The sequence below is a fragment of the Streptomyces sp. NPDC051677 genome (assembly GCF_044453465.1).
Lineage (GTDB): Bacteria > Actinomycetota > Actinomycetes > Streptomycetales > Streptomycetaceae > Streptomyces.
This window is the reverse complement of record NZ_JBITCT010000011.1, coordinates 168101-188466: the sequence shown is the minus strand read 5'-3', so window position 1 is coordinate 188466 and position 20366 is coordinate 168101. Positions and strand designations below refer to the sequence as shown.

Genomic DNA, 20366 nt, shown 5'->3' with positions numbered 1-20366 from the left:
GGTGGGCGGTCCGGACGGACTGGCTCCGCCGGCGCCCCGCGACCCCGGTACGCTGCCGTACGCCGCTCAGCACACCCCCGCAGAAAGGCAGCCTTCTCTGTGACTGCGATTTCCCAGGGCCGTACTCGTCGGACCGCACTGGTGAGCGCGGTGTGCGCACTGGTCGTGGGCCTGGGAGCGAGCGGGTGCAGCGAGGATCCGGACGCGGGCACGAACGGCGTGGGCAAGCTGCCCGCCAAGGAGATCCAGACGAAGGCGCGGACGGCCGCCGGCGCCGTGGACGCGGTGCGACTGTCGGGGAGCGTCGTCACCAGCGGGAAGACGTACAAGCTCGACATGAGCCTGAAGGCGGACGGCGGCAGCGGGTCGGTCACCGCGGAGGGGGCCACCTTCCAGCTGCTGCGGGTCGGCGAGCAGCTGTTCCTGAAGGCCGACGCGGAGTTCTGGAACCACGAGGACGGCACGTCCGACGACGGCGGTTCGGACAAGGCGGCGGGCGACAAGCTCGAGGGCAAGTTCGTGAAGGTGCCGGCGGGCGACCCCTCGTACAAGAAGTTCAGCGGCTTCACGGACAAGGACCTCCTCCTCGACGGCCTGCTGACGTTGCACGGCGCACTGGACACGGACGGCCACCACGAGCAGTCCGGCGTCCGCACGATCCGCATCACCGGCGACGGCGGCTCCGGCGGCACGCTGGACGTGTCCCTGGAGGGCGAGCCGTACCCGCTGCGCCTGGTGCGGGCCGGCGGCGCGGGCACGTTGAGCTTCTCCGCCTGGGGCAAGGACTTCGCCCTGAAGGAACCGGCGAAGGACGAGACGGTGGACTACGGCAAGCAGCTGCCGACGTCGTGACTACCGTTTGCCGCGTCTCTTCCCAAGGAGCAGCTTCGGCAGCCCCGCCGGGATCGGCTCACGTGTGGTGGCGGGCGACGGCACCGGCCGCGCCGCCAGATCCCCGTCCGGCAGGGGCAGCGTGGCCCCCGTCGGCTCCAGGCGGAGCACCCTGCACTCCCGTGCCCAGCGCTCGGTCATCGCCTCCCCGTCGGGGGCGTTCAGCCGCTTGCCCTTGAGGTCGGCGACGGCGGCCTCCCAGGCCTCGCCGCCGGGCGCGAGCTGGACGACCGTCGCCGTCCACGAGACCAGCCGGCCCCCCTTGTCCTTGCTGCGGACGGTGACCTCGGCCGAGCCGCCCTCGACGAGCCCCGGCAGCGGCTGCTCACCGGGCCCGTCGCCGACCAGCGTGGCCGCGCCCTCGTGCCACACGTGCCACAGCGCACGCGCGGCCGGTTCGCCGGCGCCCCGGACCCAGATGAGGCCGGACTTCTTGGTGGCCTCCTCGACGAGGGCCTGGTCGAGCAGCTCTCTTGTCATGACGCCAGCCTAGCCAGGGCCCGCCCGGCGGCACTCACAGCCAGCCGTTGCGCTTCAGCGTGCGGTGGATGCCGACGCACATGCCCACCATGACCGCCATGACGACCGGGTAGCCGAACTTCCAGTGGAGTTCGGGCATGTAGTCGAAGTTCATGCCGTACACCCCGCACACCATCGTCGGCACGGCGATGATGGCGGCCCAGGAGGTGATCTTGCGCATGTCCTCGTTCTGCGCGACGGACGCCTGCGCGAGGTTGGCCTGGAGGATCGAGTTGAGCAGCTCGTCGAAGCCGATGACCTGCTCCTGGACCCGGGCGAGGTGGTCGGCGACGTCCCGGAAGTACTTCTGGATGTCGGGGTCGACCAGCCGCATCGGCCGCTCGCTCAGCAGCTGCATCGGCCGCAGCAGCGGCGACACCGCACGCTTGAACTCCAGGACCTCACGCTTGAGTTGGTAGATCCGCCCGGCGTCCGTGCCGCGCGGGGTGCCCTTGCGGCCCGGCGAGAACACCTCCGTCTCGACCTCGTCGATGTCGTCCTGCACGGCGTCGGCGACCGCGACATAGCCGTCGACGACGTGGTCGGCGATCGCGTGCAGCACGGCCGAGGGGCCCTTGGCGAGCAGCTCGGGGTCGTCCTGGAGCCGGTGGCGCAGCGCACGCAGCGAGCCCTGGCCGCCGTGCCGGACGGTGATGAAGAAGTCCTTGCCGGTGAAGCACATGACCTCACCGGTCTCGACGACCTCGCTGTTGGCGGTGAGCCGGTCGTGCTCGATGTAGTGGATCGTCTTGAAGACGGTGAAGAGCGAGTCGTCGTAGCGCTCCAGCTTGGGCCGCTGGTGCGCCTGCACCGCGTCCTCCACGGCCAGCGGGTGCAGCCCGAACTCGGCTGCGATACCGGCGAATTCGGCCTCGGTCGGCTCGTGCAGGCCGATCCACACGAAGCCTCCGTCGCGCCGCACCTGACGCATGGCCTCCTGCGGGGTCGGCGGCTGCGGGAACGCGACGCGCGAGCCGTCACGGTAGACGGCGCAGTCGACGACGGCCGACGGCGTCGCCGGGTCACGGGTGGTGTCGTAGGCGCCGCTGTCCATGCGCCCGCCCCCCTTGCGCAGGGAGGGACGGGCGGGGCGGACGACGGCACGGAGGTCGCGGATCATCGACATGGCAGGCTCCTTCGCGACGAGCAAAGAAAGACCGCCACGACGGGTGGAACTGCCCGGAATGGGGACGTCCTGACTGGGTCTCCCCGGCCCTCAAGACTGGGGAAGGATGTTTGGCACGTCCACAAAGCGGGGAGCACCGCTCCGTCGCGGTGGCGAGCTTCGCTACTGATTCAGATCAGATTCAGATCAGACAGATCAGGCAAGAACGAAACGAAGTGCTCTTCGGCATGAAGATGAGCGCGAGAGTTGGCGACCAGCCGGAGGCGAAGAGGCCAGAGCAGCTGCATCAGCGGCCGGAAGAGCGAGTGGTACTGCACGGGTGACTTCGATCCATGACAGCCCCACCTCCTCCAGCCGGTCCCTCGTAAGGGAGTCTCGTCTGCGTCGGGGCAAGATCGCGACGCTTCAGCGTGCTGCCCCGAACTACCGGCCCAGAGTACCAGCCGACCGAAGTGTCAAGGCGCTGCTTTGCCCTGCGCCGACCAGTTCTATGCTCGCCGCATGGCTGATGTTCTTCCTCTGGTCGAGGCTCGTTTGCGCACCGCGCTGGGCGAGCCGGACGCCCGCGCCGCGGTCACCTTCCTCGGTACGGACCGCGTCGAGGTGTTGCGTTTCCACGAGGGCGACGTCGTCCGCTACGCCACGCTCGGCATGTCCGCGCAGCCGATGAGCGACCCCACGGCGGTGCTGGCGGACCCGGTCAAGGGCCCGCGCGCGGAGCTGGTCCTGTCGGTCCGCCCCGGTGCCGCCGACACGGACAAGGTGCTCCGCCCGCTCGCCGTGCTCGCCGCGTCCCCGCAGGTCGAGGGCGTGGTCGTGGCCCCCGGCGCCTCCCTCGACGTCGGCGAACCCCTGTGGCCCGGCGCCCCGTTCACCTCGGTCCTGGTCGCCGAGCCGGGCGGTCTGGTCGAGGACCTCGACCTCGGCGAGCCCCTCGACCCGGTGCGCTTCCTGCCCCTGCTTCCCATGACCCCGAACGAGGCCGCCTGGAAACGCGTGCACGGCGCCCAGGCCCTCCAGGAGCGCTGGCTGACGAGCGGGACGGACCTGCGGGATCCCTCCCGCAGGTCCGTCCCGCTCGACTGAGGCCGGGTGACCGAAGTCACCAACACGTGCCTGAAAACCTTCAGTTGGGTCGGCCGGCTCAGTTCGCGAAGACGGCCACCCCGTCCTCGGCCGCGTGCCGCGGCTGCAGTTCCTCCGCCTCGTGCGTGAGGGCCTCCCGTCGCACGACGACCACGACCGCGCCGAGGACCGCCGTCACGGCCGCGACGGCGAACGGGATGCGGGCGTCGGTCCACTCCTCGATCTTCGGCGCGAAGTAGGGCGCAGCGGCAGCCGCGAACCACCGCACGAAGTTGTAGCCGGCGCTCGCCACCGGACGCGGGGCGTCGGAGACGCCGAGCGCCAACTCGGTGTAGACCGTGTTGTTCACGCCGATGAACGCGCCCGACAGGATCGTGCAGACGATCGCCGTGGTGTGGTCGCCGTAGCCGAGGGCGAGCACGTCGACGGCGAGCAGCACCAGCGAGCCGCCGAGCACCTGCAGCGAGCCGAACCGCTTCTGGAGCCGCGGCGCCACGATCACCGAGAAGACGGCGAGCAGCAGTCCCCAGGCGAAGAACACCGCCCCCGACTTGTACGGGGTCATGTTCAGTACGAACGGGGTGAAGGCGAGCACGGTGAAGAACGTGTAGTTGTAGAAGAACGCGGAGGCTGCGGCGGAGGCGAGTCCGCCGTGGCCGAGCGCCTTGATCGGGTCCAGGAGCGAGGTCTTGCGGGCCGGCTTCGGCTGCTCCTTCAGGAACGCCGTGATGCACAGGAAGCCGATCGCCATCAGGAACGCGGTGCCGAAGAAGGGGTAGCGCCAGCTGGCGTCGCCGAGCAGCGCGCCCAGCAGCGGCCCGCAGGCCATGCCGAGGCCGAGGGCGGACTCGTACAGCAGGATGGCGGCCGCGCTGCCGCCGGCCGCCGCGCCGACGATCACTGCGAGGGCGGTGGAGACGAAGAGCGCGTTGCCGAGCCCCCAGCCGGCTCGGAAGCCCACCAGTTCGGCGACCGAGCCCGAGGTGCCGGCGAGGCCGGCGAAGACGACGACGAGCGCGAGGCCGAGCAGCAGCGTGCGGCGGCCGCCGATGCGGCTGGAGACGAAGCCGGTGACCAGCATCGCGAAGGCGGTGATCAGGAAGTACGAGGTGAAGAGCAGGGAGACCTGGCCGGCCGTGGCGTCCAGGCCCTGGGCGATGGACGGCAGGATCGGGTCGACGAGGCCGATGCCCATGAAGGCGACGACGGACGCGCCGGCCGTCGCCCACACCGCCTTCGGCTGCCGCAGGATGCTCCCGGCTCCGGCGTCGAACGTGTCCATGGTTCCCCTCACCCGCTGAGATGGTTGGTGTATGCACATAGTAAGTTAGCTCAGCTAATTAATGCAAGCTACACGTAAATGCTGCCGGTTCAACTGGTTCCGTCCGGACGGGTGATCGTCCTTGACGTGGGCGGGCTCGGGTAGGACCGTGGGGCCCTATGAGGGGCGAACCCAGTTGCCCGAAGTGTGGTGGCCGGGTCAGGGCTCCCGGACTCTTCTCCGACTCCTGGCAGTGCGATGTGCACGGGACGGTGCATCCGCTGCAGCCCGTGATCCCGCCCAGCGTCGAGGCCCTCAGTGTTGTCGTGCACCGCACGCAGGTCCCGGTGTGGATGCCGTGGCCGCTGCCGGTCGGCTGGCTCTTCACGGGCGTGACGTACGCCGGCGACGACCGCAGTGGAGGCCGTGCCACCGTCGTCGCCTGCTCCGGACCCGGCCCGCTCGGCGGCATGGGCGAGCTGATCCTGGTCGCCGAGGAGCTGGGCGTCGGCCTCGGCGCACGGTACGCCGGTGTCGACGGGCCGGACCCGGGCCCTTATATGAGCGTCGAGAAACCCCCGCAGGCGAAGGTGCTGGCCGCGGGCCGGCCGACCCCCCTGTGGCATGTCTCCGCCACTCCGGACGACCGCGCTGTCTTCGCGGGCGAGGCGCGGGGGCTGTGGCTGTGGGCGGTCGTGTGGCCCGAGCAGTCGGGGCTGCTGATGTACGACGAGCTGGTGCTGACGGACCTGCGGGACGCGGGGGCGGAGGTCGAGCTGGTGCCGTGCGGGGCGTTGTCCCCGCGCTTGCTCAAGCCGTGACGCTCCGCGGGGCCGGGCGGTGCCGTGTGGGCCGGCGGTTGTGGCTCCCTGCCGCGCCGTCGTGGCCGGTCGCGCCCGCGCGGCGCAGCCGCCATTGATACAGCCCGCGCCCCTTGGGTGAGTGGCTCGTGCCGTGTGTGTAGGGGGCGAACCCCGGCTTCGGGTGTGACAGGGGTGTTCGAATCGGCGCTATGCTGGAGCGTCCCCGTCCGTCCTGTCATCGCCTGGAGTCCGCGTCGTGCGTATCGATCTGCACTGTCACTCCACGGCCTCCGACGGTACGGACACCCCGGCCGAGCTGGTGCGCAACGCCGCCGCCGCGGGCCTGGACGTCGTCGCCCTGACCGATCACGACACCACCCGGGGATACGCCGAGGCCATCGCCGCGCTGCCGCGGGGGCTCACGCTCGTCACCGGCGCCGAGCTGTCCTGTCGTATCGACGGCATCAGCATGCACATGCTGGCCTACCTCTTCGATCCCGAGGAGCCCGTCCTGCTCGCCGAGCGTGAGCTGGTGCGCGACGACCGGGTGCCGCGGGCGCGCGGGATGGTCGCCAAGCTCAACGCCTTGGGTGTGCCCGTCACCTGGGAGCAGGTCGAGCGGATCGCCGGTGAGGGGTCCGTCGGGCGGCCGCACGTCGCCACCGCGCTGGTCGAGCTGGGCGTCGTGCCGACCGTGAGCGACGCGTTCACCGAGGACTGGCTGTCCGACGGCGGCCGGGCCTACGTCGAGAAGCACGAGACCGACCCCTTCGAGGCGATCCGGCTGGTCAAGGGCGCGGGCGGGGTCACCGTCTTCGCGCACCCCGGCGCCGACAAGCGGGGGCGCACGGTGCCGGAGGCGGCGATCGCCGAGCTGGCCGCGGCCGGCCTCGACGGCATCGAGGTCGACCACATGGACCACGACGCGGACACCCGGGCACGGCTGCGCGGGCTGGCCGCCGATCTGGGGCTGCTGGTCACCGGCTCGTCGGACTACCACGGCAGCCGCAAGACGTGCGTGCTCGGCGAGTACACGACCGACCCCGAGGTGTACGGGGAGATCACCCGACGGGCCGCGGGGGCGTTTCCGGTGCCGGGGACCGGCGGAGCCTGACGCTCGCCCCGCCCCTCCACTCACCCCCTTTCGCGCAAGGCTTCTGTACTGATGTTCGACGTCGCTGTCTTCGGCTCTCTCTTTCTCACCCTTTTCGTCATCATGGATCCCCCGGGGATCACCCCGATCTTCCTCGCGCTGACCGCCGGGCGACCCGGCAAGGTGCAGAAGCGGATGGCCTTCCAGGCGGTCTGTGTGGCGGGCGGTGTGATCACCGTCTTCGGGCTCCTGGGTCACCAGATCCTCGACTACCTGCACGTCTCGGTGCCCGCGCTGATGATCGCGGGCGGGCTGCTGCTCCTGCTGATCGCGCTCGACCTGCTCACCGGCAAGACCGACGAACCCAAGCAGACCAAGGACGTCAACGTCGCGCTCGTCCCGCTGGGCATGCCGCTGCTGGCCGGACCGGGCGCGATCGTGTCCGTGATCCTCGCCGTGCAGAAGGCCGACGGCGTGGCCTCCCAGGTGTCGGTCTGGACGGCGATCCTCGCCATTCATGCCGTGCTGTGGCTGGTGATGCGCTACTCGCTGTTGATCATCCGTGTCATCAAGGACGGCGGTGTCGTCCTCGTGACGCGGCTCGCGGGCATGATGCTCTCCGCGATCGCCGTGCAGCAGATCATCAACGGCGTCACCCAGGTGATCCGGGCGAGCTGAGCGGGGCGCCGGTACGCGCAGAGCCCCCTACGGCCGCTTGAACTGAAGCCGGCTGCAGGGGGCTCTGAAACCTGTGTGGAAGGACCCGTGTTACGAGGCCGAGGTGTCGGCCGGACGGATCCACAGCCGCTGCCCGATGGCGGCGGCCTGCTGAACGATCCGGTTGACGGAGGCGGCGTCCACGACGGTGCTGTCCACGGGCGTGCCGTCGACGTCGTCGAGTCGCATGATTTCGAAGCGCACTGCTTCTCCCTTCGTCTGGTCATCCCCGGAGGGGGATTGCTGCGTACATGAGGAGTCAACGCGGTGCGTGTTACAAACATTCCCTACGCTAAAGAAATTTTTCGAACAGCTAACTACTAACGGGTAAGAGGGTTTGCGGAGACTGAACGGGACCGGTTGTGTTCGCAGCGTGACCACCGGGACAATGGAGGCGATGAACGACGACCTCCCGGCCCTCGCCGCCCGCATCGACCGCACGAACGAGCTGCTGACGCGCATGCTCGCCGAGGTGGCCAAGACGCCCTCGACCCACGCGATCTTCGTCGACGCGGGGTACCTGTACGCGGCCGCGGGGCGCCTGGTGGCCGGGACCGAGGACCGCCGCGCCTTCGACCTCGACGCCGAGGGCCTGATCGAGGCGCTCATCGACCGGGCCCGCTCGATCTTCGCCGACAGTCGGCTGCTGCGCGTCTACTGGTACGACGGCGCCCGGCGCCGCATCCACACCGCCGAGCAGCAGTCCATCGCCGAACTGCCGGACGTCAAGGTGCGGTTGGGCAACCTGAACGCCAACAACCAGCAGAAGGGCGTCGACTCCCTGATCCGGACGGACCTGGAGTCACTGGCCCGCCATCGTGCCATCAGCGACGCGGCCCTGCTGGGCGGCGACGAGGACCTGGTCTCGGCGGTGGAGGCCGCGCAGGGGTACGGCGCCCGCGTCCACCTCTGGGGCATCGAGGCGCCGGAAGGCCGCAACCAGGCCGAGCCGCTGCTCTGGGAGGTCGACAGCCAGCGCACCCTCGACCTCGACTTCTTCAAGCCCTACGTCGCGCGGCGCACCGTCCCCGCCTACGAGGCGAACGGCGCGAGCCGGCCCAGCCGCGAGGCCGTCCGCTTCGCCGGCGCGCAGATCGCGGCGAAGTGGCTCGCCGCGCGGGGCAGGGAGGCCCTGGCGGAGCTGCTGCCGGGCCACCCCTACCTCCCCGGCTCCGTCGACCAGGACCTCCTCGTCGAGGCCGAGGGCATCCTGCAGTACTCCCTGCGCGGCCAGGCGGACCTGAGACGCGCCCTGCGGGACGGCTTCTGGGAGCACGTGCAGACGCAGTACTAGCCGTGCTGGATCCGTCGCGGTCTAGATCTGCCGGAGGTGCTTGTCCCAGAAATCGGCGAGTGCGCGGGCCGTCGGCAGGGGCTGGTCCAGGTTCGGTGAGTGCTCGGCGGCCGGCACGACGGTCCGGTGCGCACGCAGGTTTAGGGCCATGCCGTCCAGGAGGGTGACCGGCCAGGTGTCGTCCCGTGCGCCGGACAGGACGTGGAACGGCAGCGGGACGGCGGCGAGTTCGGCGACCCGGTTCGGCTCGGCGCACAACTGGCGGCCGGTGACGAGGAGTTGGGCGGGCTTGTGGTTGAGCCAGCGCAGCCGCAACTGCTCCGGGTCGCCGAAGCCGCGGGCCGGTCCGCCGACCTCCTCCGGCGGGCCCATCGCCAGGATCGCCTCCCACACCTGAGGCATCGTCATCACCGCGAGCGCTTCGTGCAGCAGCTTCACGCGCCGCTGCTGCGACTCCGAGATCTCGGCCGGACCCGAGGAGACCAGCGTGAACGAGACGAAGGGGGAGTGGTCGAGGAGGACGGCGGCGCGGGCGATCTGACCGCCGAGGGAGTGCCCGACGAGGTGCAGGGGCGTGCCGAGGGCCGCCGCCTGCGCCAGTACGTCCCGCGCCAACTCCGCCTGGGCATAGGGGGATTCGTCCTCGGCCGGCCCGTCGGACTGGTTCTGCCCCAGCCCGTCCACGGAGATGCTCCGGTAGCCGCGGGCCGCGAGCGGCTCCTGCACCTGGTGGAAGTCCTCTTTGCTCCCGGTGAAGCCTGGCAGCAGCAGCGCGACACCGCGCGGCTCGACACCGGCGGCCACGGGCGCGTCGACGACGGCGAACTCGCCCCGCTCGGTCCGCAGGGAGTACGCACGCGCGCCGGGGGGCGGGGGGAAGGGGGTGCTGCTGCTCGGCGTGGTCACGTGCCGAGGCTACCGGGAGCGCGTGCCGCGCACGCCGACGGCCCGGCCCCTCACCGAGGAGGGGCCGGGCCGTCGGACTGTCGTACCGTGCCGGTCGGTCAGCCGTCCGCGGGCTCCGCGGCGGCCGTCGCCTTGCGGGTGCGACGCACCCTCGGCTTCGCCTCGGCCTCGGCGACCGCGGCGTCGGCCGGGGCCGTCGCTGCCGTCTTGCGGGTGCGGCGGGGCTTGGTGGCTGCGGCTTCCTGCGTGGCCTGGGCCGGGATGTCGGCCGTGGTGACCGTCGTCTCGGGCTCGGTGGCCTTGCGGGTGGTGCGGCGGCGCGGCTTGGCCTCGACCGCCTCGGCGGTGTCGACCGCGGCCTCGGCCGGGGCCGCGGCAGCCGTCTTACGGGTCCGGCGCGGCTTGACCTCTGCGGCCTCCGCGACCGGCTCCGTCTCCGCCGCCTTGGCGGCCGAGGCTGCCGTCTTGCGGGTGCGGCGGGGCTTCGCCTCCGTGCCTTCGGCCGCGTCGACCGCGACCACGGCCTCGGCCGGAGCCGTGGCCGCTGCCTTGCGGGTCCGGCGCGGCTTGGCCGCTGCCTCGGTGGCTTCCGGGGCCTCGACGGTCGCGGCAGCCGTGGCGGCCGTTGCCGCCGTCTTGCGCGTACGGCGCGGCTTGGCCTCCGTGGCCTCGGCCGTGTCCACGGCGGCTTCGGCCGAGGCCGCCGTCTTGCGCGTGGTGCGGCGTCGCGGCTTGGCCTCGGCCTCCGTGCCTTCGGCCGTGTCGACCGCGACCGCAACTGCGGCGTCGGCCGGGGCCGTCGCTGCCGTCTTGCGGGTGCGGCGGGGCTTGGTGGCTGCGGCTTCCTGCGTGGCCTGGGCCGGGATGTCGGCCGTGGTGACCGTCGTCTCGGGCTCGGTGGCCTTGCGGGTGGTGCGGCGGCGCGGCTTGGCCTCGACCGCCTCGGCGGTGTCGACCGCGGCCTCGGCCGGGGCCGCGGCAGCCGTCTTACGGGTCCGGCGCGGCTTGACCTCGGGCTGGGGCTCGGGCTCGACGGCCGCGGTGACCTCCGGGGCCTCGGCCGGGGCCGCCGCCTTCCGGGTGCGGCGGCGCGGCTTGGCCTCGACCGCCTCGACCGCCTCGACCGCCTCGGGCGCCTCTGTGGCCTCCACCGTGTCGACCACGGTCTCGGCAGCGGCGGCCGCCTTGCGGGTACGGCGACGGCGCGGCTGCGCCGGGACCTGCGGAGCGGACTCCGGGGTGTCGAGAACCGGGCTCTCCGCCGTCGTCACGGCCGCTTCCGCGGCCTCGGCGACGGGCTCGACGGCCGCAGCGGTGGCGGTGGCCGTCACAGCGACGGCCTCCTGCGCCGACCCACTGCGCGTACGACGCCGACGGCGCGGCGTGCGCGGGCCGGCGGCCTCCTCCGTCACGGACGCCGGCTCGGCCAGTGCGGCCTGCTCCGGCGCCGTGGTCGCGGCGGGCGCCGACGTCGCGTCGAGCGGGGAGCCGTTGCGCGTACGACGGCGGCGACGCGGCGTACGGGCGGCACGCTCGCGCTCACCGGCGCCGGAACGCTCACCGGCGCCGGAACGCTCGCCGGCGCCGGAGCGGGAGTCGCCCCGGCCACCGCGCTCGCCCCGGCCACCGCGGTCATTGCGGTCACCGCGACCGCGTCCGGCGCGGCCGCCCGGCTCGCCCAGGTCCTCCAGCACCTCCGCGTCGAGCCCGGCGCGGGTGCGCTCCGCGCGCGGCAGGACACCCTTGGTGCCCGCGGGGATGTTCATCTCCTCGAAGAAGTGCGGGGAGGTGGAGTACGTCTCCGGCGGGTCGTTGAAGTCGAGCTCCAGCGCCTTGTTGATGAGCTGCCAGCGCGGGATGTCGTCCCAGTCGACGAGCGTGACGGCGATGCCCTTGGCGCCCGCGCGGCCGGTACGACCGATGCGGTGCAGGTACGTCTTCTCGTCCTCGGGGGACTGGTAGTTGATGACGTGCGTGACGCCCTCGACGTCGATGCCGCGAGCAGCGACGTCGGTGCAGACGAGAACGTCGACCTTGCCGTTGCGGAAGGCGCGCAGCGCCTGCTCGCGGGCCCCTTGGCCGAGGTCGCCGTGGACGGCGCCGGAGGCGAAGCCGCGCTGCTGGAGCTGGTCGGCGAGATCGGCCGCGGTGCGCTTGGTGCGGCAGAAGACCATGGCCAGCCCCCGGCCGTCGGCCTGCAGAATGCGCGCGACCATCTCGGGCTTGTCCATGTTGTGCGCGCGGTACACGTGCTGCTTGGTGTTCGCGACGGTCCTGCCCGCGTCGTCGGGCGAGGTCGCGTTGATGTGCGTGGGCTGCGACATGTAGCGGCGGGCGAGACCGATGACGGCGCCCGGCATGGTCGCCGAGAACAGCATGGTCTGACGCTTCGCCGGAAGCATGTTGATGATCTTCTCGACGTCGGGCAGGAAGCCCAGGTCGAGCATCTCGTCGGCCTCGTCGAGGACGAGCGACCTGATGTGCTTGAGGTCGAGCTTCTTCTGGCCCGCGAGGTCCAGCAGGCGGCCCGGGGTGCCGACGACGACGTCGACGCCCTTCTTCAGGGCCTCGACCTGGGGCTCGTAGGCCCGGCCGCCGTAGATGGCGAGGACGCGTACGTTGCGCACCTTGCCCGCGGTCAGCAGGTCGTTGGTGACCTGCGTGCACAGCTCACGCGTGGGGACGACGATGAGCGCCTGCGGGGCGTCGGTGAGGGCCTCGGGCTGGGCGCGGCCGGCCTCGACGTCGGCGGGGACGGTCACGCGCTCGAGGAGCGGGAGGCCGAAGCCGAGCGTCTTGCCGGTGCCGGTCTTGGCCTGGCCGATGACGTCCGTGCCCGTGAGGGCCACGGGGAGCGTCATCTCCTGGATGGGGAAGGGGGTGGTGATGCCGACGGCCTCCAGGGCCTCGGCGGTCTCGGAAAGGATTCCGAGCTCTCGAAACGTCGTAGTCAGGGTGCTGCCTCTTCTGTGTGCGCGGTGCGAGGCGAGCGCGGGGGTCTTTGACGGACCGTGCCGGGGGACGTCGGCTGCCCTACGGGCGGCCCTTGGGGGCACTGCCGTATGGCACGGGACCTCTGCCGACGCTCTAGCGCTCGTACCGCTGAGGGGTTCCCTCCGATCGTCGTACGCACAGTGCCGTACGGTCAGGGAGGGCTGTCGGGTCGGAGCCGATCGGGCCACCGACCGGGCATCCTCATACGTGCGGCCCGTCGAATATTCGGCAGGCGCATTACCACCATACCCCGGAATCGTGCACATGTGATGGCCGATTCGGTCACGTTGTGGTTGTCACAGTGCCTGGCGTGGTCCCGTACGTCTTCGTTGTCACACTGACTGACCAGGGACTTCCACCGTGCGGCGAGCGGGCTATTGTGCGCTTCATGACGACCTCTGACAAGCCCGAGAACACCGCCACCGGTATCGCCGCCCAGGACTGGGCGACGGCCTCCGCCGACCCGCAGTACCGGGCCGCGGTCGTGGATCTGCTGGGTGCGTTGGCGTACGGCGAGCTGGCGGCGTTCGAGCGGCTCGCGGAGGACGCCAAGCTGGCGCCCACGCTGGAGGACAAGGCGGAGCTGGCGAAGATGGCGTCCGCCGAGTTCCACCACTTCGAGCGGCTGCGCAACCGGCTCACGGAGATCGGCGAGGAGCCGACGCAGGCGATGGACCCGTTCGTCGCCGCGCTCGACGGCTTCCACCGGCAGACGGCGCCCTCCGACTGGCTGGAGGGCCTCGTCAAGGCGTACGTCGGCGACTCGATCGCCAGTGACTTCTACCGTGAGGTCGCGGTGCGTCTGGACAGCGACACCCGCGCCCTGGTGCTGGCGGTGCTCGACGACACCGGACACGCCGGCTTCGCCGTGGACCGGGTGCGAGCGGCGATCGACGCGGAGCCGCGGGTCGGCGGGCGGCTCGCGCTGTGGGCGCGGCGGCTGATGGGTGAGGCCCTGTCGCAGTCCCAGCGGGTGGTCGCGGACCGCGACGCCCTGTCGACGATGCTCGTGGGCGGCGTCGCGGACGGCTTCGACCTCGCCGAGGTGGGCCGGATGTTCTCCCGCATCACCGAGGCCCACACCAAGCGGATGGCGGCGCTGGGGCTGGCCGCCTAGAAGACTCAGACCTGCGCCGGCGCCGATCGTCGGCGGAAGTGGCCGGACGGGCGCAGCAGCAGGGAGAGGGAGGCGGCGGAGACGACCGCCGCGCCGAGCAGGCTCGCGAGGACGGAGCCGGAGCCCAGCGCGCTGTGGGTGACGAAGTCACCGAACAGGGCTCCGGCGACGCCCGTCGCGAGGACGAGGGTGCGGACCGGCAGGCGGTGGGAGAGGCGGTGGACCGCCGCCCACGCCAGCACCAGACCGAGCACAGCGGAGCCGAGCGCTTCCAAGATCATGTAGGTCCCTCCCGAGCGGCTGGGCCGTGCACCAAGGTCGTAGCCCGTCATACCCGTGACCTGCGGAATGCAATCCTCATCTGTGGTCGACCTGTGTGCCGTCCGTGAACGAGAAACAGGAGAGGGGCCCGACGCCGGTCGGGCCCCTCTCCTGTTCTGCGGCTACAGCTGGTCCGCCGGCTTACAGCGCGCCGAAGCCCACCTTGCGCGGGGCGGGCTCGCCCAGCTCGACGTAGGCCAGACGGTCGGCCGGAACCAGGACCTTGCGGCCGTGCTGGTCCACGAGGCTGAGCAGTTGCGACTTCCCGGCCAGCGCCTCGGCCACCACGCGCTCGACCTCCTCGGGAGTCTGACCGCTCTCCAGAACGATCTCGCGAGGCGCGTGCAGCACGCCGATCTTGACCTCCACGGCTATGTCCCTCCGACGGTCATGAGGTGCGCGGGCGTCCGCGCCGTACGCAGCACACATTAGCCCGGTGAGGGGACGTACACGGCGTGGCCGTCCACGCCAGGAGCGAACAGCGGGCGGGAACAAAAAGCCGAGCGCCCTGCGGTCAGTGCTGATCGGTGCCGTGCAGCGGGAAGCCGGCGATGCCTCGCCAGGCCAGCGAGGCCAGTAGCTGCACCGCCTGGTCGCGCGGGACGCTGCGGTCGCTGTGCAGCCAGGACCGGGCCACGACCTGCGCGAGGCCGCCCAGACCCGAGGCGAGCAGCATCGACTCCGCGCGCGAGAGACCGGTGTCCTCGGCGATGACGTCGCAGATCGCCTCGGCGCACTCGGTGGCGACCTTGTCGACGCGCTCGCGCACCGCGGGCTCGTTCGTCAGGTCCGACTCGAAGACCAGACGGAAGGCGCCGCCGTCGTCCTCGACGTACGCGAAGTACGCGTCCATCGTGGCCCGCACGCGCTGCTTGTTGTCGGTCGTCGAGGCGAGCGCGCCGCGCACGGCCTGGATCAGGGACTCGCAGTGCTGGTCCAGCAGAGCCAGGTAGAGGTCGAGCTTGCCGGGGAAGTGCTGGTAGAGCACCGGCTTGCTGACGCCGGCCCGCTCGGCGATGTCGTCCATCGCGGCCGCGTGATAGCCCTGCGCGACGAAGACTTCCTGGGCGGCGCCCAGCAGCTGGTTCCGTCGGGCACGGCGCGGCAGGCGTGTGCCCCGCGGGCGCGCCGCCTCTGTCTGCTCGATGGCTGTCACGCCGCCTCCCAAAGTGGTCCTCTTGCGGTGAGCGCCGCGCCGCCATCGTACTTTTCGGTAACCGTGGTGTGCGCGGTGCGAGCGCAGAATTTCACGGACCGGACGGCAGCAAAAGCGGTAGAGATGGTTTTGAACCGGTATGTTCCGGGCATACTCCGGCCCGCTCCAGCTCGTCGCCGGTCAGCGATAGTCGTCCTCGTCGAGTGAGACGACGCGGGCCTGTTCGACGAGATCGGCCTCGTTGGCCCGGCCGGGGTCCACGTCCTCCAGAGGGTCGTCGCGCTCCGCCGCGACGTCCGTGTACTGCTCGGCGGCGTCGTTCTCCGGCGCCTCGACGTCGATCTCCCCGAAGTCGTCGTCCTCTTCGAACGTCTCCGGGTCGGTGGGGTCAACGGCCATGGTGGGCTCCCTTCCTCCGAACGCCCCTGCGAGCTGCAGGGCCACAAGCGGGTGCCCTCGGTACGAGCCTAGGAGACACCCGTTTCGGACGCTATGCGATCCGTATGCGGAGTGCCCCTGATTCGCGCTGGTATGGCGTACGAGCGGTGCCGGTGCGGTGTCGGTCTCGACCTATGTTCGACCCGTGCGTGTGACGGCGAACACACAAGGCTGCGCGTGATCGTCTCGTAACATTGCCGCATGTCTTCGACCGAGCTGCCCTCCGTGCCGCCCACCAGTGTGCTGCCGAAGGCGACTGCCGTGCGGGTCGCCGAGGGTGAGCGAGTCCGGTCGGTGGGGCTGCCGGGCGTCACGCTGACGATCCGTTCCCGGCCGCCCGCGCGCGCGGGTCTCGAGCCCGCGCTGTACGTGCACGGCCTGGGCGGTTCCTCGCAGAACTGGTCGGCGCTGATGGCGCTGCTCGACGGGGTGGTGGCGAGCGAGGCCGTCGATCTGCCGGGCTTCGGCGACTCCCCGCCGCCGGACGACGGCAACTACTCCATCACGGCACACGCGCGTGCCGTGATCCGCTACCTCGACGCGGCCGGCCGCGGGCCCGTCCACCTCTTCGGCAACTCCCTCGGCGGCGCGGTGTCCACGCGTGTCGCCGCGGTCCGCCCCGACCTGGTGCGGACGCTGACGCTTGTCTCGCCCGCGCTGCCCGAGCTACGCGTCCAGCGGACCGCGGTGCCCACCGGCCTGGTCGGTCTGCCCGGCGTGGCCGCGCTCTTCAGCCGGTTCACCCGCGAGTGGACGGCCGAACAGCGCGTCCGAGGCGTCACGGCGCTCTGCTACGGCGATCCCGGACGGGTCTCTCCGGAGGCGTTCCGGCATGCGGTGGAGGAGCTGGAGCGGCGACTGCAGCTGCCGTACTTCTGGGACGCGATGACGCGCTCCACGCGCGGGCTGCTCAGCGCGTACACCCTGGGCGGCCAGCACGGGCTGTGGCGTCAGGCCGAGCGCGTCCTCGCCCCGACCCTCCTCGTCTACGGCGGCCGCGACCAGCTCGTCGGCTTCCGCATGGCCCAGCGGGCCGCCCGCGCCTTCCGTGACTCCCGGCTGCTGACGCTGCCGGACGCCGGGCACGTGGCGATGATGGAGTACCCCGAGACGGTGGCGACGGCGGTCCGGGAGCTCCTCGCCGAGACCGGGGCCGCGACCTCGACCGAGACCACGGGGGGCTGAGGCCGACGTGGGACGCCACAGCCGGCGTGGACCCGCGCCCAAGGGCGCCGCGAAGAGCGCCTCCGGCGCGCCGCAGGAGGCTCCCCCGGCGCCTATGCCAGGGGACTCCCGGGGCGCCCGCGTGCAGACGCCGCCCCCGGGCCACGACGGCACCCCCGCGGACGGACTGCCCCGCTTCCCCGACGGGACGCCCGCCCACGGGTTCCCGCAGGTGCGGGGCGGCCACCCCGAGCAGCGTGAAACCGGGGGCGGCTGGGGTGACTTGAGAGGACGGCAGACGGGTACCGGGCAGCCCGTGATACCGCGTCAGCGACCGATGCCTCCGGGCGACCCGCGCCAGGGGCCCCGTCAGGGCCCGCGCCAGGACTACCTCGACGCCTTCGAGGAGGGCGACGACGTCTTCACGCGCGCGGGGACGCCGTACGCCGCCACGCGCGCGCGTGCACAGGATCCTTACGTCTCCCTCGACGCTTCGGACGCCGGCCGCACCGGTCTCGCCGAGCGGAACGCCGTCTCCCGTTCGGCCGCCCCGGCAGGGCTCGACGGGGACGACCGGGACGGTCCGCCGCCCACCGGCGGGCCCGAGTCCGCCCAGGACGCCACAGACGCCAAGGGCGCCAAAGGGCGCACGTTCACCGGGATCGCGGCCGCCGCCGTCACCACCGTGCTGGCCGTCGTGGTGGCCGGCCAGGTCACCGGCGGGCGCGACGACGACGCCCTCCAGTCGCAGTCCGCCACCGAGCAGGCCCGCGACGGCCTCGACGACGCCGCGCGCGGCGTCGACCGGCCGAGCCCGTCCGTGTCCCCCGGCGTGGCCACGCTGACGTACGCGCAGCGGATGAACATGCGGTACCCGCTCGGCGCCAAGCTCAAGGGCTCGGGGAAGTTCGACGCGATCCCGGGCGTCGACAAGGCGCCCGGCACGGGGCAGAAGTACACCTACCGCGTGGACGTGGAGCAGGGCCTCGGGCTCGACGGCGAACTCTTCGCGCAGGCCGTGCAGAAGACGCTCAACGACGACCGCAGCTGGGCCCACAACGGCGCCCGCACCTTCGAGCGGATCTACTCGGGCAAACCGGACTTCGTCATCACGCTCGCCAGCCCCGGCACCACCGCCGAGTGGTGCGCCAAGTCGAGCCTGGACACCACCGAGGACAACGTCTCCTGCGACTCCGCGGCCACCGAGCGGGTGATGATCAACGCCTACCGGTGGGCGCAGGGCTCGAAGACCTACGGCGACGCGATGTACGCCTACCGGCAGATGCTGATCAACCACGAGGTCGGCCACCGGCTCCACTACAACCATGTCACGTGCGACAAGAACGGCGACCTCGCCCCGGTCATGCAGCAGCAGACGAAATTCCTCGACCACAACGGGATTCACTGTCTGCCCAACCCCTGGCCGTATCCCAAGAGTTGACCCTCTCGGGTGCACGGGCGTCGCATGAGTCACGTTGACATGCCCAGTAAGTTCCTCCATATTGCTGCGCATGTGGTCTAGTCATTCCGTCGACAGCAGCGCCGCCATCGAGCTGGCGCTCATCGGCGTGACCACACTCTGCGTGGCAGACATTCTCTGTAGCTGACGCTCGCCTCTGGCGTTCGCGTCGCGATCTTTCTTCCTTTTCCGTGCCTTGGGCACGGCTTTTTCGACGACCTGGCGCCGGGCAGACGTCTGCTCACTTCCGTCTCACTCCTCGTCATTCCATCTCATCATTCGAGAGGTCGTCTCTTCGATGCGTCATCCGTCCCCCATAGCGCGCCGCGTGGCCGCGGCATCCGTCAGCCTGGTGGTGGCAGCGGGCGCCGCCGCGTGCGGTCCTGAGGACAACGATGCCAAGGCCTCCGCCAGCGACTCCGCACCGCACCAGGGCGGCACGCTGACGATCCTGAACAGCAACCCGCAGCAGGACTTCGACCCGGCCCGCCTCTACACCTCCGGCGGCGGCAAGGTCCCCACCCTGGTCTTCAGAACGCTCACCACACGCAACCGCGAGAACGGCGCCCCCGGCGCGAAGGTCGTCCCCGACCTCGCCACCGACACCGGGCGCCCCAACAAGGACGCCACCGTGTGGACGTACACCCTCAAGGAGGGCCTGAAGTACGAGGACGGGACCGCGATCACCTCGGCCGACATCAAGTACGGCATCGAGCGGTCCTTCGCCCCCGAGCTCTCCGGCGGGGCGCCCTACCTGCGGGACTGGCTGGTCGGCGCGGCCGACTACCAGGGGCCCTACAAGGACCCCAAGGGCCTCGCCGCCATCGAGACGCCGGACAGCCGGACCATCGTCTTCCATCTGAACAAGCCCGAGGGCGAGTTCCCCTACCTGGCCACCCAGACGCAGTTCGCGCCCGTCCCGAAGGCCAAGGACACCGGCGCCGAGTACGAGGAGCACCCGGTCTCGTCCGGCCCGTACAAGGTCGTCAAGAACGAGAACGACGGTGAGCGGCTCACCCTGGTGCGCAACGCCTACTGGTCCGAGAAGACGGACGCCGAGCGCAAGGCCTACCCGGACAGGATCGACGTACGGTCCGGGCTCGACTCCTCGGTGATCAACCAGCGGCTGTCCGCGTCCCAAGGGGCGGACGCCACCGCCATCACCACGGACACCAACCTCGGCCCGGCCGAGCTCGCCAAGGTCAGCGGCGACAAGAAGCTCGCCGCCCGCGTCGGCACCGGCCGCTTCGGCTACACCGACTACATCGCCTTCAACCCGAACGTGAAGCCGTTCGACGACCCCAAGGTGCGGCAGGCGATCTCGTACGCCGTCGACCGGTCGTCGGTCGTCAACGCGGCGGGCGGGTCCTCGCTCGCCGAGGCCGCCACCACCTTCCTGCCGAGCCAGAAGTCCTTCGGCTACGAGCCCTACGACCTCTTCCCGGCCGGCGCGACCGGCGACGCGACGAAGGCCAAGGAGCTGCTGAAGGCGGCCGGTCACCCCAACGGGCTGACCGTCACCCTCACCCACTCCAACAGCCAGGACTTCGAGACCAGCCCGGAGATCGCGACCGCCGTCCAGGACGCGCTCAAGAAGGCCGGCATCACCGTCAAACTGCAGGGTCTGGAGGAGAACGACTACTCCGACACGATCCACGACGTGAAGAAGGAGCCCGGCTTCTTCCTCGCCCACTGGGGCGCCGACTGGCCCTCCGGCGGTCCGTTCCTCGCCCCGATCTTCGACGGCCGGCAGATCGTCAAGGACGGCGCGAACTTCAACACGGGCTTCCTCGACGACAAGTCGGTCAATGCCGAGATCGACGCGATCAACAAGCTGACGGATCTCGACGCCGCCGCGAAGAGGTGGGGCGCCCTGGACAAGAGGATCGGCGAGCAGGCGCTGACGGTCCCGCTGTTCCACCCCGTCTACAAGCGGCTGTACGGCGAGAACGTCCGCAACATCGTCATCAGCGACTGGGACGGCGTCCTGGACCCGTCGCAGGTCGCGGTGAAGTAGCGCC

Annotated in this window: 21 protein-coding genes; 11 read left to right on the top strand and 10 right to left on the bottom strand. The window is 71.1% G+C overall.

Annotated features, from left to right (window positions below; all coding sequences use genetic code 11):
- Positions 1–99: 99 nt before the first annotated feature.
- On the top strand, positions 100–852 hold the full coding sequence (locus tag ACIBAF_RS15730) for a hypothetical protein (RefSeq protein ID WP_399463758.1): 753 nt from the start codon (positions 100–102) through the stop codon (positions 850–852).
- Here ACIBAF_RS15730 and ACIBAF_RS15725 read toward each other — a convergent pair whose 3' ends face one another.
- Together ACIBAF_RS15725 and ACIBAF_RS15720 are read right to left on the bottom strand one after the other, a co-directional pair.
- Positions 853–1371 carry a hypothetical protein gene (locus ACIBAF_RS15725; protein WP_399463757.1) on the bottom strand — a complete coding sequence of 173 codons (519 nt, stop codon included), beginning with the start codon at positions 1369–1371 and terminating at the stop codon, positions 853–855.
- A 34-nt stretch (positions 1372–1405) separates the two neighbouring features.
- Complete coding sequence (locus tag ACIBAF_RS15720; protein WP_334577422.1) at positions 1406–2536, bottom strand: magnesium and cobalt transport protein CorA; 1131 nt, start codon at positions 2534–2536, stop codon at positions 1406–1408.
- A 501-nt stretch (positions 2537–3037) separates the two neighbouring features.
- On the opposite strand from ACIBAF_RS15720, the gene ACIBAF_RS15715 reads away from it, so the two are divergent.
- The gene (locus tag ACIBAF_RS15715; protein WP_399463755.1) at positions 3038–3622 is read left to right on the top strand and encodes a suppressor of fused domain protein; all 585 of its coding nucleotides are present in this window, start codon (positions 3038–3040) and stop codon (positions 3620–3622) included.
- A 58-nt stretch (positions 3623–3680) separates the two neighbouring features.
- Here the strand turns inward: ACIBAF_RS15715 and ACIBAF_RS15710 are convergent, their stop codons facing one another.
- Complete coding sequence (locus ACIBAF_RS15710) at positions 3681–4904, bottom strand: MFS transporter (RefSeq protein WP_399463754.1); 1224 nt, start codon at positions 4902–4904, stop codon at positions 3681–3683.
- Between the two features lie 158 nt (positions 4905–5062).
- Between ACIBAF_RS15710 and ACIBAF_RS15705 the strand changes: the two genes are divergently transcribed.
- The 3 genes from ACIBAF_RS15705 to ACIBAF_RS15695 all read left to right on the top strand — a co-directional run bounded on the left by ACIBAF_RS15705 (position 5063) and on the right by ACIBAF_RS15695 (position 7457).
- Positions 5063–5704: a DUF6758 family protein gene (locus ACIBAF_RS15705; protein WP_319347657.1), complete on the top strand. Its 642-nt coding sequence runs from the start codon at positions 5063–5065 to the stop codon at positions 5702–5704.
- 238 nt (positions 5705–5942) lie between these two features.
- Positions 5943–6800: a PHP domain-containing protein gene (locus ACIBAF_RS15700; protein ID WP_399463753.1), complete on the top strand. Its 858-nt coding sequence runs from the start codon at positions 5943–5945 to the stop codon at positions 6798–6800.
- A gap of 51 nt (positions 6801–6851) precedes the next feature.
- A complete protein-coding gene (locus tag ACIBAF_RS15695) occupies positions 6852–7457 on the top strand; it encodes a MarC family protein (protein WP_079659837.1) in 606 nt (201 codons plus the stop codon).
- Between the two features lie 90 nt (positions 7458–7547).
- On the opposite strand, the gene ACIBAF_RS15690 is transcribed toward ACIBAF_RS15695, so the two are convergent.
- Positions 7548–7700 carry a hypothetical protein gene (locus tag ACIBAF_RS15690; protein ID WP_007384531.1) on the bottom strand — a complete coding sequence of 51 codons (153 nt, stop codon included), beginning with the start codon at positions 7698–7700 and terminating at the stop codon, positions 7548–7550.
- Positions 7701–7893: 193 nt separating this feature from the next.
- Here ACIBAF_RS15690 and ACIBAF_RS15685 point away from each other — a divergent pair, with 193 nt between their 5' ends.
- Positions 7894–8790 (top strand): NYN domain-containing protein, encoded by an 897-nt coding sequence (locus tag ACIBAF_RS15685; protein ID WP_399463752.1) that lies wholly within the window; start codon positions 7894–7896, stop codon positions 8788–8790.
- Positions 8791–8811: 21 nt separating this feature from the next.
- Here the strand turns inward: ACIBAF_RS15685 and ACIBAF_RS15680 are convergent, their stop codons facing one another.
- Both ACIBAF_RS15680 and ACIBAF_RS15675 read right to left on the bottom strand, forming a co-directional pair.
- The gene (locus ACIBAF_RS15680; protein ID WP_399463751.1) at positions 8812–9696 is read right to left on the bottom strand and encodes an alpha/beta fold hydrolase; all 885 of its coding nucleotides are present in this window, start codon (positions 9694–9696) and stop codon (positions 8812–8814) included.
- A 98-nt stretch (positions 9697–9794) separates the two neighbouring features.
- Entirely contained in the window at positions 9795–12557 is a 2763-nt protein-coding gene (locus tag ACIBAF_RS15675) for a DEAD/DEAH box helicase (protein WP_399463750.1), read from the bottom strand.
- Between the two features lie 512 nt (positions 12558–13069).
- On the opposite strand from ACIBAF_RS15675, the gene ACIBAF_RS15670 reads away from it, so the two are divergent.
- Complete coding sequence (locus ACIBAF_RS15670) at positions 13070–13807, top strand: ferritin-like fold-containing protein (protein ID WP_399463749.1); 738 nt, start codon at positions 13070–13072, stop codon at positions 13805–13807.
- Between the two features lie 5 nt (positions 13808–13812).
- Here ACIBAF_RS15670 and ACIBAF_RS15665 read toward each other — a convergent pair whose 3' ends face one another.
- From ACIBAF_RS15665 to ACIBAF_RS15650, 4 genes are all read right to left on the bottom strand, one after another.
- The gene (locus tag ACIBAF_RS15665; protein ID WP_319673684.1) at positions 13813–14088 is read right to left on the bottom strand and encodes a hypothetical protein; all 276 of its coding nucleotides are present in this window, start codon (positions 14086–14088) and stop codon (positions 13813–13815) included.
- Between the two features lie 181 nt (positions 14089–14269).
- Positions 14270–14497, bottom strand: coding sequence for a DUF3107 domain-containing protein (locus ACIBAF_RS15660; protein ID WP_020130831.1), 228 nt, complete (start codon positions 14495–14497; stop codon positions 14270–14272).
- A 145-nt stretch (positions 14498–14642) separates the two neighbouring features.
- Complete coding sequence (locus ACIBAF_RS15655; RefSeq protein ID WP_399463748.1) at positions 14643–15284, bottom strand: TetR/AcrR family transcriptional regulator; 642 nt, start codon at positions 15282–15284, stop codon at positions 14643–14645.
- Positions 15285–15464: 180 nt separating this feature from the next.
- Complete coding sequence (locus ACIBAF_RS15650; RefSeq protein WP_399463747.1) at positions 15465–15683, bottom strand: hypothetical protein; 219 nt, start codon at positions 15681–15683, stop codon at positions 15465–15467.
- 240 nt (positions 15684–15923) lie between these two features.
- Here ACIBAF_RS15650 and ACIBAF_RS15645 point away from each other — a divergent pair, with 240 nt between their 5' ends.
- The 4 genes from ACIBAF_RS15645 (at position 15924) to ACIBAF_RS15630 (ending at position 20362) form a co-directional block, all read left to right on the top strand.
- Positions 15924–16907, top strand: a complete 984-nt coding sequence (locus tag ACIBAF_RS15645; protein WP_399463746.1) for an alpha/beta fold hydrolase — start codon at positions 15924–15926, stop codon at positions 16905–16907.
- A gap of 121 nt (positions 16908–17028) precedes the next feature.
- The gene (locus tag ACIBAF_RS15640) at positions 17029–18327 is read left to right on the top strand and encodes a DUF3152 domain-containing protein (protein ID WP_399463745.1); all 1299 of its coding nucleotides are present in this window, start codon (positions 17029–17031) and stop codon (positions 18325–18327) included.
- A 70-nt stretch (positions 18328–18397) separates the two neighbouring features.
- Positions 18398–18493: an Ms4533A family Cys-rich leader peptide gene (locus ACIBAF_RS15635; RefSeq protein ID WP_399463744.1), complete on the top strand. Its 96-nt coding sequence runs from the start codon at positions 18398–18400 to the stop codon at positions 18491–18493.
- Between the two features lie 150 nt (positions 18494–18643).
- Positions 18644–20362: an ABC transporter substrate-binding protein gene (locus ACIBAF_RS15630; protein ID WP_399463743.1), complete on the top strand. Its 1719-nt coding sequence runs from the start codon at positions 18644–18646 to the stop codon at positions 20360–20362.
- Positions 20363–20366 lie beyond the last annotated feature (4 nt).

What these genes read in the sequence shown, in the direction of transcription:
- ACIBAF_RS15695 (WP_079659837.1), top strand. Translation starts at nt 6,852, where the DNA reads ATGTTCGACGTCGCTGTCTTCGGCTCTCTCTTTCTCACCCTTTTCGTC.
- ACIBAF_RS15665 (WP_319673684.1), bottom strand. Translation starts at nt 14,088, where the DNA reads ATGATCTTGGAAGCGCTCGGCTCCGCTGTGCTCGGTCTGGTGCTGGCG.
- ACIBAF_RS15710 (WP_399463754.1), bottom strand. Translation starts at nt 4,904, where the DNA reads ATGGACACGTTCGACGCCGGAGCCGGGAGCATCCTGCGGCAGCCGAAG.
- ACIBAF_RS15630 (WP_399463743.1), top strand. Translation starts at nt 18,644, where the DNA reads ATGCGTCATCCGTCCCCCATAGCGCGCCGCGTGGCCGCGGCATCCGTC.
- ACIBAF_RS15705 (WP_319347657.1), top strand. Translation starts at nt 5,063, where the DNA reads ATGAGGGGCGAACCCAGTTGCCCGAAGTGTGGTGGCCGGGTCAGGGCT.
- ACIBAF_RS15720 (WP_334577422.1), bottom strand. Translation starts at nt 2,536, where the DNA reads ATGTCGATGATCCGCGACCTCCGTGCCGTCGTCCGCCCCGCCCGTCCC.
- ACIBAF_RS15675 (WP_399463750.1), bottom strand. Translation starts at nt 12,557, where the DNA reads ATGACGCTCCCCGTGGCCCTCACGGGCACGGACGTCATCGGCCAGGCC.
- ACIBAF_RS15685 (WP_399463752.1), top strand. Translation starts at nt 7,894, where the DNA reads ATGAACGACGACCTCCCGGCCCTCGCCGCCCGCATCGACCGCACGAAC.
- ACIBAF_RS15715 (WP_399463755.1), top strand. Translation starts at nt 3,038, where the DNA reads ATGGCTGATGTTCTTCCTCTGGTCGAGGCTCGTTTGCGCACCGCGCTG.
- ACIBAF_RS15635 (WP_399463744.1), top strand. Translation starts at nt 18,398, where the DNA reads ATGTGGTCTAGTCATTCCGTCGACAGCAGCGCCGCCATCGAGCTGGCG.
- ACIBAF_RS15725 (WP_399463757.1), bottom strand. Translation starts at nt 1,371, where the DNA reads ATGACAAGAGAGCTGCTCGACCAGGCCCTCGTCGAGGAGGCCACCAAG.
- ACIBAF_RS15650 (WP_399463747.1), bottom strand. Translation starts at nt 15,683, where the DNA reads ATGGCCGTTGACCCCACCGACCCGGAGACGTTCGAAGAGGACGACGAC.
- ACIBAF_RS15645 (WP_399463746.1), top strand. Translation starts at nt 15,924, where the DNA reads ATGTCTTCGACCGAGCTGCCCTCCGTGCCGCCCACCAGTGTGCTGCCG.